This is a genomic window from Nesiotobacter zosterae (assembly GCF_033843645.1).
GTDB classification, from domain to species: domain Bacteria; phylum Pseudomonadota; class Alphaproteobacteria; order Rhizobiales; family Stappiaceae; genus Pseudovibrio; species Pseudovibrio zosterae.
In genome coordinates, this window is sequence record NZ_JAWXVZ010000014.1 from 74,693 (window position 1) to 86,470 (window position 11,778).

General features: G+C 55.0%; 12 protein-coding genes. 6 read left to right on the forward strand and 6 right to left on the reverse strand.

The features are described 5' to 3' along the window. Positions 1–83 precede the first annotated feature (83 nt). A complete protein-coding gene (locus tag Q3Y58_RS17870; protein ID WP_319623189.1) occupies positions 84–1,160 on the forward strand; it encodes a hypothetical protein in 1,077 nt (358 codons plus the stop codon). Between the two features lie 16 nt (positions 1,161–1,176). Here Q3Y58_RS17870 and Q3Y58_RS17875 read toward each other — a convergent pair whose 3' ends face one another. Both Q3Y58_RS17875 and rpmE read right to left on the reverse strand, forming a co-directional pair. Beyond that, positions 1,177–1,722 carry a hypothetical protein gene (locus Q3Y58_RS17875; protein ID WP_319623190.1) on the reverse strand — a complete coding sequence of 182 codons (546 nt, stop codon included), beginning with the start codon at positions 1,720–1,722 and terminating at the stop codon, positions 1,177–1,179. Positions 1,723–1,935: 213 nt separating this feature from the next. Continuing rightward, on the reverse strand, positions 1,936–2,160 hold the full coding sequence (rpmE, locus tag Q3Y58_RS17880; RefSeq protein WP_274220041.1) for a 50S ribosomal protein L31: 225 nt from the start codon (positions 2,158–2,160) through the stop codon (positions 1,936–1,938). Positions 2,161–2,404: 244 nt separating this feature from the next. On the opposite strand from rpmE, the gene Q3Y58_RS17885 reads away from it, so the two are divergent. After that, positions 2,405–4,207, forward strand: coding sequence for an ABC transporter transmembrane domain-containing protein (locus tag Q3Y58_RS17885; protein ID WP_319623191.1), 1,803 nt, complete (start codon positions 2,405–2,407; stop codon positions 4,205–4,207). Positions 4,208–4,263: 56 nt separating this feature from the next. Here Q3Y58_RS17885 and Q3Y58_RS17890 read toward each other — a convergent pair whose 3' ends face one another. Beyond that, positions 4,264–5,049 carry an SDR family NAD(P)-dependent oxidoreductase gene (locus tag Q3Y58_RS17890; RefSeq protein ID WP_319623192.1) on the reverse strand — a complete coding sequence of 262 codons (786 nt, stop codon included), beginning with the start codon at positions 5,047–5,049 and terminating at the stop codon, positions 4,264–4,266. 101 nt (positions 5,050–5,150) lie between these two features. Beyond that, positions 5,151–7,064: a propionyl-CoA synthetase gene (locus Q3Y58_RS17895; RefSeq protein ID WP_274220038.1), complete on the reverse strand. Its 1,914-nt coding sequence runs from the start codon at positions 7,062–7,064 to the stop codon at positions 5,151–5,153. Positions 7,065–7,270: 206 nt separating this feature from the next. On the opposite strand from Q3Y58_RS17895, the gene Q3Y58_RS17900 reads away from it, so the two are divergent. After that, positions 7,271–8,038, forward strand: a complete 768-nt coding sequence (locus Q3Y58_RS17900; protein ID WP_319623193.1) for a sulfite exporter TauE/SafE family protein — start codon at positions 7,271–7,273, stop codon at positions 8,036–8,038. Here Q3Y58_RS17900 and Q3Y58_RS17905 read toward each other — a convergent pair. Together Q3Y58_RS17905 and Q3Y58_RS17910 are read right to left on the reverse strand one after the other, a co-directional pair. Further along, positions 8,015–8,590 carry a hypothetical protein gene (locus Q3Y58_RS17905; RefSeq protein ID WP_274220036.1) on the reverse strand — a complete coding sequence of 192 codons (576 nt, stop codon included), beginning with the start codon at positions 8,588–8,590 and terminating at the stop codon, positions 8,015–8,017. The genes Q3Y58_RS17900 and Q3Y58_RS17905 overlap by 24 nt on opposite strands. A 482-nt stretch (positions 8,591–9,072) precedes the next feature. After that, entirely contained in the window at positions 9,073–9,252 is a 180-nt protein-coding gene (locus Q3Y58_RS17910; RefSeq protein ID WP_274220035.1) for a YdcH family protein, read from the reverse strand. Between the two features lie 338 nt (positions 9,253–9,590). Here Q3Y58_RS17910 and Q3Y58_RS17915 point away from each other — a divergent pair, with 338 nt between their 5' ends. The 3 genes from Q3Y58_RS17915 to Q3Y58_RS17925 all read left to right on the forward strand — a co-directional run bounded on the left by Q3Y58_RS17915 (position 9,591) and on the right by Q3Y58_RS17925 (position 11,529). Beyond that, positions 9,591–9,803: a YdcH family protein gene (locus tag Q3Y58_RS17915; RefSeq protein ID WP_274220034.1), complete on the forward strand. Its 213-nt coding sequence runs from the start codon at positions 9,591–9,593 to the stop codon at positions 9,801–9,803. A 103-nt stretch (positions 9,804–9,906) separates the two neighbouring features. Beyond that, positions 9,907–10,413 carry a 5-(carboxyamino)imidazole ribonucleotide mutase gene (gene purE, locus Q3Y58_RS17920; RefSeq protein ID WP_319623194.1) on the forward strand — a complete coding sequence of 169 codons (507 nt, stop codon included), beginning with the start codon at positions 9,907–9,909 and terminating at the stop codon, positions 10,411–10,413. A gap of 12 nt (positions 10,414–10,425) precedes the next feature. Continuing rightward, positions 10,426–11,529 carry a 5-(carboxyamino)imidazole ribonucleotide synthase gene (locus Q3Y58_RS17925; protein WP_319623195.1) on the forward strand — a complete coding sequence of 368 codons (1,104 nt, stop codon included), beginning with the start codon at positions 10,426–10,428 and terminating at the stop codon, positions 11,527–11,529. The last annotated feature ends 249 nt before the right edge of the window (positions 11,530–11,778 follow it).

The following is an 11,778-nucleotide window of genomic DNA, read 5'->3' on the forward strand; positions in this document are numbered from 1 at the left end:
GCCCTTTGGTTTTCGCTAGGCTAGCGAATAGAGCGCGCAGGCCTCAATGCCAGCGATCACCGCGCCGGGCAAAGGACACGGGTATGACACCAGCTTCTGACAGCGAAGCACGCATCGTCTTGCAAAAGGACCAGAAACCTCTGGTCTTGACCTCCTTGGCAGATCTGCTTGAGTGCCTGAGCAAGCCCATTGAGATCTTTAGCGCTTTGCTTAACAAGGACCCCATTGCCCCGCTCGGCTTCACCGATGATGGCTTCCCCCGCCCACTCAGCTCCGGGCTTTGGTATCGGGCCCAGCCCAGATATACCCAGACCGCAGAACCATCTGCTCTCCTGCCCGACCCGGATCAGATCACCCACCACGATGAGAGCAACCTCACAGCAGACTTTGCCCGAGAGCGTGGCATGAGCGTCAGCAAGCTGGAGACCTTGATCGCCATGCAGCAAAACGGCCTGCCCTCGCGCCTGTTGCAATGGCATGAAAGTCCTCTGGCCGCGCTCTGCGAGGCGCTGGAAGCTCATCACAAGGCTCGAAGCAACGACGACATGGCGCTCTATGTGTTGAACGCCTATCGCCTCAACCAGCACAACAGCATCACACTCACCTATCAGGAAATGCCGGGCTCTTCAGATCTCGATTGTCAGGTACGCCTCAATCAGGCAAGCACAGTCTATCTTGAAGACGCGCTCCAGCTCTCCTTTCAAGCGCAGGATCTCATAACCGACCAGCGTACGCTGTCCGCCATCGACGCGGTGAACGAAGAACTGACCAGCCAGAACACGGGCCTGCTCAGGAAACTGTACGCTCCGATTGCCTGCCGCTCACAGACCGCATGCTGGACCCTTCATGGCGGCAAGCTGCACCATTTTGCGTTCACCCCAGACCCAGAAGCGCGCAATCGTAATCTGGGCCGGGCGCGCGGCAACCGCCTGAAAGGATCATGGACCTTTTTGGACAAGCCGCAGACCATCGCACAGAGCAGCGAAGGCTTGCTCTCTGCCCGCTCCATTGAATGCCTGAAGAAGATCAGAATCCCTCGGGAAGCTTTGCCGCGCATCCAACAGGAAATGCTGCGCCTCGGACTGCCCAGCCTGCTTGGAAAACCCCGCAGCCGTTGGCACGCCGCCCACGGCACACCCCAAACCCATCCGCTGGATTAAGGCAGGTCACGCCACCTTAGCGCTTCGGGTAAGCGGTAAGGGTGAACCACTTACTCTCGTCTGCGTTCCATTTCACAACAAAGGTCATGTTGGTCGGCGTGAACTTGGAGGCTTCATCCACACGCGTGCAGTAAGTCCGCGGCGCGGTCGCAAAAGGGTTCGTGACGGTGCGGATACCGTCAGCAACACAATCATACCCGGCAAATGGTGCTGTATCCGCCGTAAAGTCGGCCGCCCCTAAAGTGATCACAACATTGCTGGTCGAGACGGTCTCATCACAATCGCCGGCACCGCTGGCTAGAAACACCGCCTTTACAGCGTCATACTGATCTTCGCCTTCAAAAAAAGTGCTGGCCATAGTGGGCTTATCGGCCGGTGCATCACTATAAATCCCAAAACCAGCCACATGCTTGCCGATATGGGAACCTTCATCTTCATTCGTATCCAGATTGGCTGAGAGCTGAACACTCTCCAACGTAATGCACTGAGCCGCATGAGCGGGTACCGCCAGAACACATGGTGCCGCCAGCGCAAACAGGCAGCTTGAGAAGGTAAAGCGCATAGGTGTCTCCTGTTTATCGTTTCCACATCCAAGAGACGGAGGCGACACTCACCCGTGAGCATGGCGATGGTTTCAGGTTTAACAACTGCTTGATCACGAAGGAAACCGGCTATCGACTCCTGTCAGGCTTCCCCTCGACTTCCAGCTGCGTCAGCGCATAAAAAAACCCCGGCGCGAACGCCGGGGTTTTTGAACCATCTCGGATCGGAGCGATTAGCTTCCCAGGAAACCGGAGAATTTGTTCTTGAAGCGGGAAACACGACCACCGCGGTCCATCAGCTGGCGGTCACCACCGGTCCATGCTGGATGGGAAGAAGGGTCGATGTCGAGCTGAAGAACGTCACCTTCGGAACCGTATGTGGAACGGGTGATGAACTCAGAACCATCAGTCATCTTGACAGTGATGGCGTGGTAGTCTGGATGGATATCCTGTTTCATGGCCAATCCTTTCAGCGTCGGCCGTGCCTCCATCTCAGGTCAGGCTGGCTCTGTCCGCATTAACTGAAAAAAAGCCGCAGTCCGTCTTATGACGCGGCCTAGAAAACGTGTCGCGGTCTATACCCCATCGCGACTAGGGAAACAAGAGGGCAAAGGCGTCTTATAGCAATAGAATCTGCTTGCCATTTGCCTCCATCAGCCCAATCTGTGCGTACTTATTGAAAAATAACGAGTTGGGGTTGTTTTGACAGACGCTCACCTGCCGGAATTGGAAGCCGGAAAACAGCGTAAATCATTGAAACCTTTGGCTGCGCTCTTCCCGTATTTGCTGGCGCACAAATCCAAGGTTATTGCCGCAACAGCTGCGCTCATCACAGCCGCAGCCGTCACACTCATCTTGCCAATAGCGCTGCGCTACATGATCGACTACGGATTTTCCAAGGATAATCCGGAGCTGATCGGTGACTATTTCCTTGGGATTCTGGTCATTATCGCAGTCCTCGCCACGGCAAGTTCATTGCGGTACTACCTCGTGATGTGGATTGGCGAACGCGTTGTCACGGATTTGCGGGCCAATGTGTTTTCCCACCTCACGAATCTCAGCGCCTCATTTTATGACAGCGCCAAGTCGGGGGAATTAATCTCACGGCTGACGGCAGACACCGCGCTCATCAAATCCGCCTTTGGGGCGAGTGCCTCCATTGCCTTGCGCCACATGCTGATGTTTTCCGGCGCCACCATAATGATGGTGATTTCCTCACCGCGCCTGTCTGTCATCGTGATTCTGGCCATCCCGCTCATCATTTTACCGCTGATCGCCTTTGGCCGTTCGGTCCGCTCGCGCACCCGTCATGCGCAGAACACGCTGGCAGACGCCGTTGCCTACGCCACGGAGGCCCTTGGCGCGGTGCGCACCCTGCAAGCCTTCACCAATGAAGACCGCACCGCCACGCGCTTTGCAAAGGATACAGAGCGCGCTTTTGGTGCCTCGCTTCACGCCACCAAGGCACGGTCCATCCTGATTGGCAGCATCATCCTCATTATCGCGTCCTCCATTGTCGGCGTTCTGTGGATCGGTGCCATGGATGTGGTCTCCGGGCGCATGACCGGCGGCGAGCTTACACAGTTCCTGATCTATGCCATCATCGCAGCAGGTTCCTTGAGTGAACTCTCACAGGTTTGGGGAGAACTGTCACAGGCAGCGGGCGCCGCCGAACGACTCTCTGAACTGCTGGAGATTGAGCAGGAGATCAAGGCACCGGCAAAGCCGGAGCAACTCGACAAGCCAGCGCGCGGTCATTTGGTCTTCGACAACATCAGCTTCTCCTACCCCACCGCGACGGAGGCCGGCGTTCTAAAGGAAGTCTCCTTCGAAATCCGTCATGGTGAAACCGTCGCTATCGTTGGCCCAAGCGGCGCAGGCAAGTCCACCATCTTCCAACTGCTGATGCGGTTCTATGACCCCCAGAGCGGCGAGATCAGGGTCGACAATCACGACCTGCGCCAGCTCGATCCGCAAGACCTGCGCAGTCAGATCGCGCTTGTGCCTCAGGACACGGCGATTTTTGCAATGACCGTTTCAGAAAACATCAGTTTTGGTCGTTCCAACGCAACATCAACGCAAATCCGCGATGCTGCGCACATGGCCTTGGCCGATGATTTCATTCTCACCATGAAGGAAGGCTACGACACCCTCATTGGCGAACGCGGCATCACCTTGTCCGGCGGTCAACGCCAACGCATCGCCATTTCCCGCGCAATCCTCAAGGATGCGCCAATCTTGCTGCTCGATGAAGCCACTAGCGCACTGGATGCAGAGAGCGAAAAAATCGTACAGATGGCACTCGACAAACTCATGGAAGGCCGCACAACCCTCGTTATCGCCCACCGACTGGCGACAGTGCTGAAGGCAGATCGAATTCTGGTGATGGAAGCAGGCCGGATTGTCGAAGAAGGAACGCACGACACACTGGTAGCCAAAGGCGGGCTCTATGCAAAACTGGCCCGCATGCAATTTGAAACCGGCGCACAAGCGTTGTCCGAGTAGCGACATAACCCATTGTAAAAAAAGAAAAAGGCCGGATCTACCGGCCTTTTCTTGTATCAATCATCCACTTCGACCGTGTAGTTCAGCGGCAACCTGCCACCATCGGCAAAGATGGTTTGACCGGTAATGTAGCTCGCGTCATCCGACGCCAGAAACGCGGCAATCCCGGCGATTTCTTCCGGCTCACCGATACGGGCCATGGGCGTACGCGACATGACACGACGGCGTTTAGCCTCATCCTCATTCACCGCAGCCATCATCTCAGTGTTGATGGAGCCCGGCCCAATGCCGTTCACGCGGACACCAAAGGGCGCCAGCGTCAGCGAACTAGCCTTAGTCAATTGATTTAGCGCACCTTTTGATACGCAATATGCAACCTGCTCAGCAATCGCGACAACGCTGTTGATGGAGGACATATTGATGATGCAGCCCGGTTTACCGCCGTTCTCAACCCGCTCCACCATATGCTGCCCCACAATCTGTGAGCACAAGAACGCGCCCTTGATGTTCACATCAAGCACATTGTCGAAGGCATCTTCCTTCAGCTCAAGAAAACTGCCGGTCGCGACGATACCTGCATTGTTCACAAGAATGTCGATTTCACCATATGCATCAAGGGTCTCAGCAACCAGATTGCGTACATCCAGACGCTCGGCAACATTGCAGCTGACAAATGTTGCTTCCCCGATTTCGCGCAGCTGTTCTTCTGCAGCCAGACCAGCCTTTTCGTCATGATCCGCCAGAACCACACGAACACCGTCTGTCACATAGCGTTTTGCGACAGCAAAACCGATACCACGTGCAGCACCGGTAACCACCGCAGTTTTTCCTGCAAGAGACACTATGATACCCCCAGCTTGCTCTTAAATTCGCCGGGGACTCTAGTCATTTGACCCCGGCGTGTCGATGAAACGCCCCGTGGTATCTGGGTATATCTCGCTAACTACGATGATTTTACAAAGCCTTTTTCATTGAGAGCGCTGGCGATTTCTTCAAGGATCATCGGATCATCAATGGTCGCAGGCATTTTGTATTCCTGACCGTCAGCGATACTCCTCATAGTGCCCCGCAAGATCTTTCCGGAACGGGTTTTGGGCAGCCGGTCGATCACCAGAACTTTCTTGAAAGCGGCGACAGGGCCAATCTGCTCTCGCACAAGCGCAATGAGCTCCTTCTCAATGGTTTCAGGGGTGCGGTCCACCCCATCCTTGAGCACCACAAAGCCACAGGGAAGCTGGCCTTTCAGCTCATCCGCAACACCAATGACCGCGCACTCCGCAACGTCCTGGTGCCCCGCCAACGCCTCTTCCATCGCACCTGTAGAAAGACGGTGCCCGGCCACATTGATGATGTCATCGGTACGGGACATGATGAACAGGTAGCCATCTTCATCCAGAAGACCTGCATCCGACGTCTTATAATAGCCTTTAAACTCAGAGAGATAGCTATCAACAAAGCGCTCTTCCGCATCCCAAAGCGTCGGCAGACAGCCCGGTGGAAGCGGCAACTTCACCACGATATTGCCCAGCATGCCAGCCTCCTGCGGCTGCCCGCCCTCGTCCACCACATCGATGTGGTAACCGGGCATGGGCACCGTCGAGGAGCCACGCTTTACAGGCAGCGGACCTAACCCCAGCGGGTTCCCTGCAATGCACCATCCCGTCTCGGTTTGCCACCAGTGGTCAATCACCGGAACGCGGAGAATGTCCTCCGCCCAAATTATCGTATCCGGATCCGCGCGCTCTCCGGCAAGAAAGAGGGACCGCAAACCTGTGACATCATAACGTTGCAGGTGCTGCGCGCTCGGATCTTCCTTCTTGATGGCGCGAAACGCGGTCGGTGCGGTAAACAGCGAACTGACTTGATACTCAGAGATCACCCGCCAAAAGGCGCCCGCATCCGGCGTACCCACAGGCTTGCCTTCATAAAGAACAGTCGTGGCCCCGTGCAGCAAAGGGCCGTACACGATGTAAGAGTGCCCAACCACCCAGCCAACATCTGACGCTGCCCAGAAAACCTCTCCCGGTTCAACACCATAGAGATTTTCCATTGTCCATTTCAGCGCAACCATATGACCGCCATTGTCGCGCACAACGCCCTTGGGTTGCCCAGTGGTTCCAGAGGTGTAAAGCACATACAACGGATCCGTTGCAGCTACCGGCTCGCATGGCACCTGCCGCCCTGCGGACAGCGCCTGCTGCATCAGCATTCCCAAATCGTTGTCCCGGCCGATCTTCAAGGCCGCGGTTGCCTGTTCGCGCTGCTGGATGAGGCAGGCCTCAGGCTTGTGCGTGGCCTGATCAATGGCGTCGTCAAGCAAGGGCTTGTAGGGAACAACGCGCCCCGGCTCGATACCGCAGGAAGCTGAAACGACAAGCTTGGGCTTGGCGTCATTTATGCGTGTAGCAAGCTCATGAGCGGCAAACCCACCAAACACAACAGAGTGCACAGCGCCGAGACGAGCGCAAGCCAACATGGCCATCACCGCCTCTGGAATCATGGGCATGTAGATGAGGACGCGATCCCCCTTCTCCACCCCATGATCTTTCATTACAGCTGCCATGGCAATCACGTGATCAAGCAGCTTCTTGTAGCTGTATTTCTTCTTGGTATTGGTGACTGGACTGTCATAAATCAGGGCGGGCTGCCCCGGACGCCCGCGTGACACATGACGGTCAAGGCAATTGTAACAAGTGTTGCACTCGGCACCGACGAACCACCGGCCATAGGCCCCAGCAGTCTCGTCAAAGGCCTTGTCCCATGGCTTCATCCAATCAATCGACCCAGCAGCTTTTTCCCAAAAGCCGACCGGATCGCTTTGCCAAGCCCCGTAAACCTCTGCATACCTGCTCGCCATTCCCAGTCCTCCCAAATCTATGGCTTGCTGATGGAATGCTGCGCACACCAACGAACCTGCAGTTAGAGTGACACAGGATGACCTAAAGGCAAGCTAGCTACTCTCGTAAATTCGGATTACTGTTCTTCAGCGATGCCGCACCCCTCCTTGCATTCCTTAGTGTACAATGTCACTAGTTGTGCCCTGCCCCTCTCCAGCGAATGACCATGCTCCCGATCAGCGATCCCCTTTTTTACCTCTATGCCATCCCTGCCGTTCTCATCGTCGGTCTGTCAAAGGGCGGCTTTGGTGGCGGCATTGCGCTCATCGGCGTGCCTCTCATGAGCCTTGCGGTCTCACCCATTAAGGCAGCCGGAATAATGTTGCCGATTCTGCTGGTCATGGATGCTGTTGGGCTCTTGTCCTACCGGCACAGCTTCAACAAGCCTGTGCTTTTTCTCATGATCCCTGCTGGATGCGTTGGCATCACGATCGGCTGGGCGACTGCTGCCTATGTGACCGCTGACCATGTGCGCCTTATCGTGGGTGTTGTATCGCTCGCATTTGTGCTCAACCACTGGCTAGGCTCAGCCTCACTTGATGGAAAGTCAAAAGAGAACAAGCTGCTCGGTGGCTTTTGGGGAATGGTGGCAGGCTTCACCAGCTTCGTGAGCCACTCCGGAGGCCCGCCCTACCAAATGTACACGCTCAAGCTGGGCATGCAGCCTGTGCTCTACGCCGGTACTTCGGTTGTGTTCTTTGCAGCCATCAACGCCGTGAAGGTGATCCCCTACTTCTTCCTCGGCCAGTTTGACACAACAAACCTTGCCACCTCAGCGGCTTTGATGCCTCTGGCTCCCCTCGCCACCTATGCGGGCGTGCGCATCGTACGGGTTATCGATCAAACGCTGTTTTATCGCATAACCTATATCGGCGTGTTCTTTGTTGCCCTTAAGCTCATATGGGATGGCTTAGTCGGCCTTGGTTACTTTTGAATCTGGCTGCTTCTGGTACTTGTCATCGCTTACAATGATGATCAGCGTATGGATGAAGTCCCGAAGGGGCATATCATACTGGGCAGCCAGCTGTTTCACTGTCGTATCCGGATCTTGCACCTCAATACCGGAATGGCGCAGATCATAAAGCAGGTCCACCGTCCTGCGGTCCAGCCGTTCAGCGACGACCGCAAGTGGCTCCTCGGAAACCTGAGAAACACGCACCTCCAAAAAGCGCTCGTAAGTGCGCCCGTCAAAGGCGTAGTAGACCAGCGGAAAACCGAGTATGGACAGCGCGATTGCCCATGTGATCAAGCTACTGCGGAGCTTGGGCCACAACGTCCGTCGGTTCAGATATGCATGCACAACGCCTGGGATTATGACCAGCAGCAACAGCCATTGGCGACGAAACTCATATTCTTCACCATGGGAGAACCAGTAGGCACCAAATAGCAGCACCACCATTATGCAGAACAGGCAACCGGCCAACACCAGTGTGTCTCTGTAGTGGTGAAGCTTTGTAAACATGGATGGCTCGGCTGGAAATATCATACCGGACTCCGGTCCGACGACTCAGTAAACATGACATGCACCCGCATGTGCCCCATTAGTAACCATTCTTCGGCCTCGTAGAACTTGCGCAAATTGTCGCGAGGTCAAATGCGCACACTGTGGGTATTTCTAATGGGTCGCCATCAAATGGCTGCTTTTGAGGGAGCACAAAAGCAATCACTGCGAAATATCAGAGTTGCTGACCTATTTTTTTACTCGATTATGCAAGAAAAGATAAAAACCGCGCATTTAGCTCAAAGATAAAATGCCGTGATATACAATCATAATTGAAATTTCACGTGTATTTCCGAGTAGTTTGCACGACTTGGAGGACACGACCTAAATCGTTTTAAGCTGCGAACGATCTTTTCACAAACTCAAGGCAAGAACGTCAAACAACACAGAGCAAAAAAGGCAACCCGCAATAAAAAAGCGCCAGAGCTGAGCTTTGGCGCTTTGAAAAATTAGGATGCTACGAGAAGCTAATGCAATTCCTTTTCGGTTCTAAGCTTCGAAATCTCATCCTTGATCTGGAGCTTGCGTCTCTTAAGCTCGGACAACTCAAGGGAATCTGTAGAGGGATGGTGAGCAGCGCTTTCAATTTCGCGCTCAAGGGTGGCATGACGGCGTTCGAGTTCGGACAGATGAGAGTGGATGGACATTGGTGCAAATCCTCCTGCCGTTGATGTCATTACCCTGTCATCTTGGCACTAAAATTTCAGCTTGTCGAACCATGAGTGGCTGTAATTTTAGGGTGATATACAACGCAGAATAACGCGGCCTCTACTTTAAATGATCTGCATCAAATTACTTCACCGTTTAAGGACCATTGAATGAAGAACGGGATAGGGTGTTAACCAGAGAAGCACCTGATAACGCGGCGTGATATTTCTGAAGCAGAAAATCTTTTCCACCTTTGCCCACAAAACGCGGTATACTTGCGCAAATCAGAGGTCGCAGAAGGCTGCGACGCCATGACACACGAAAGCTGCACTGAGAAATGTCATCCGTTGAGCCCTTCCAAAACGAAGTACGGCAAAAACTTGTCGAGTTGCGTCTTGAACACCGCGATCTGGACAGTTCGATTCAGGCTCTCATAGAGACTGGCCGGGCCGACATGCTTCAGCTGCAGCGCATGAAAAAGAAGAAGCTTCAACTCAAAGATCACATCAAACAGCTTGAGGCTCAGCTACGCCCGGATATCATCGCGTAGCGCTGAAATTCAGCCCAATAGCATTTGGGCTTCAACCGCTTGCGCGAAGGCACTTCATGCCTATAATCCGCGCATCTTTTCACCGCCAGCGAAGGAACGATTGATGGCAGAGGCCAGCCGCCCACCCGTTGCTATTATCATGGGAAGCCAGTCTGACTGGGCTACAATGAAGAACGCCGCCGACACGCTTGATGCCCTCGGCGTTAAACACGAGGCCAAGATCGTTTCTGCCCACAGAACACCAGAGCGGCTCTACGAGTTTTCAAGGAACGCCCGCGAGGACGGTTTCAAAGTCATTATCGCAGGCGCCGGGGGAGCAGCACACCTGCCCGGCATGGCCGCTGCCATGACCCCACTGCCGGTGTTTGGCGTTCCTGTCCAATCCAAAGCCTTGAGTGGTCAGGACAGCCTGCTTTCCATCGTGCAAATGCCCGCGGGAGTGCCAGTGGGAACATTGGCCATTGGCCGTGCAGGCGCTGTAAACGCCGCGCTGATGGCCGCCGCAGTTCTCGCACTGAGTGATCGCGAGCTGGCCGACAGGCTGGATGCATGGCGCGCCAACCAGCGCGACTCTGTTGCAGAAGCGCCCGTAGACGAGACAGACCAGTAAGGATTTCAGATCATGAGCACCTCTGAAAAGGTTCTGAAGCCTGGCGATACCATTGGCATCTTGGGTGGAGGCCAATTGGGACGAATGATCGCGCAGGCCGCGACACGACTCGGCCTAAAGTCCCACATCTACTGTCCAGATGCGGACAGTCCAGCGTTTGATTGCGCCGCAGAAACGACAATTGCGGCCTACGACGACCTGGAAGCATTGGAAAAGTTCGCTGCTAGCGTATCAGTCGTCACCTACGAGTTCGAGAATGTGCCCGGCGAAACAGCTGACTTTCTGGAAGCGCGGTGCACCGTACGCCCCGGTCCACTGGCGCTCACCGTTTCTCAGGACCGGCTTGCGGAAAAAACGTTCCTGCGTGAGAAAGCAGGCGTTGCGGTTGCGGGCTTTTATGCCGTGGACACTGATACGGATCTGAAGACAGCCCTGTCATTTTTTGATGGACAAGGTGTGCTGAAGACACGGCGCTTTGGATATGACGGTAAGGGGCAGGCCATGATCCGCTCCGAAGAGGATGAGGCCAACGCCCTTGAAGTAATTGGCGACCAGCCTGCAATTCTGGAAGCCCTGATCCCGTTTGACAAGGAAATCTCCGTACTCGTGGCTCGCGGCGTGGATGGCGACATCCGCTGCTATGATCCTGCTGAAAACATTCACACAAACCACATTCTCAAGACCTCGACCGTGCCAGCGGACATTCCACGGGAAGTCGCAACCGCCGCACTGGAGATGGCCGCACAGATTGCAGCCGGTCTTGAATATGTGGGTGTCATGGGCGTTGAGATGTTTGCCGTCGCCAATGAGGAAGAAGGCTACGATCTCTTGGTGAACGAGATCGCCCCCCGCGTACACAACTCAGGTCACTGGACCGAAGACGCGTGCCCGGTTTCTCAGTTCGAGCAGCACGTCCGCGCCATTGCAGGCTGGCCGCTTGGCAACCCGGGCCGCACCAGTGATGTGGTCATGGAAAACCTGATTGGACATGACGCAGATGCTTGGCAGAGCATCCTGAGCGAGCCGAACGCCCGCCTTACCCTTTATGGCAAGGCAGAGACCCGAGACGGCCGAAAAATGGGGCATGTCAATCGACTGACAGCGCTCACACCCTGATCAATGTAAAAAAGGCGGCTTCAAAAGCCGCCTCAGATTGATGACAAACCCCGTCATATTTTTGGCGGGGTTTTCGTTTTTTAGGTCTGCGGCGCGGCCTAAAACTACCCCTTGCGACTTACGCCACCGTAGCTTGTGTTTTGGTGTTCATAGCCAGGGCAATTTTCTTGATATTTTGGGCGGCGGCAGCCAACAGGCACTGCCAGGTTACAGCTGTCAGACCCCGGTAGCGGGCATATCGGTGTCCGT

What these genes read in the sequence shown, in the direction of transcription:
- Q3Y58_RS17910 (WP_274220035.1), bottom strand. Translation starts at nt 9,252, where the DNA reads ATGTCCATCCACTCTCATCTGTCCGAACTCGAACGCCGTCATGCCACC.
- Q3Y58_RS17925 (WP_319623195.1), top strand. Translation starts at nt 10,426, where the DNA reads ATGAGCACCTCTGAAAAGGTTCTGAAGCCTGGCGATACCATTGGCATC.
- Q3Y58_RS17875 (WP_319623190.1), bottom strand. Translation starts at nt 1,722, where the DNA reads ATGCGCTTTACCTTCTCAAGCTGCCTGTTTGCGCTGGCGGCACCATGT.
- Q3Y58_RS17895 (WP_274220038.1), bottom strand. Translation starts at nt 7,064, where the DNA reads ATGGCGAGCAGGTATGCAGAGGTTTACGGGGCTTGGCAAAGCGATCCG.
- purE (WP_319623194.1), top strand. Translation starts at nt 9,907, where the DNA reads ATGGCAGAGGCCAGCCGCCCACCCGTTGCTATTATCATGGGAAGCCAG.
- Q3Y58_RS17870 (WP_319623189.1), top strand. Translation starts at nt 84, where the DNA reads ATGACACCAGCTTCTGACAGCGAAGCACGCATCGTCTTGCAAAAGGAC.
- rpmE (WP_274220041.1), bottom strand. Translation starts at nt 2,160, where the DNA reads ATGAAACAGGATATCCATCCAGACTACCACGCCATCACTGTCAAGATG.
- Q3Y58_RS17905 (WP_274220036.1), bottom strand. Translation starts at nt 8,590, where the DNA reads ATGATATTTCCAGCCGAGCCATCCATGTTTACAAAGCTTCACCACTAC.
- Q3Y58_RS17915 (WP_274220034.1), top strand. Translation starts at nt 9,591, where the DNA reads ATGTCATCCGTTGAGCCCTTCCAAAACGAAGTACGGCAAAAACTTGTC.
- Q3Y58_RS17900 (WP_319623193.1), top strand. Translation starts at nt 7,271, where the DNA reads ATGCTCCCGATCAGCGATCCCCTTTTTTACCTCTATGCCATCCCTGCC.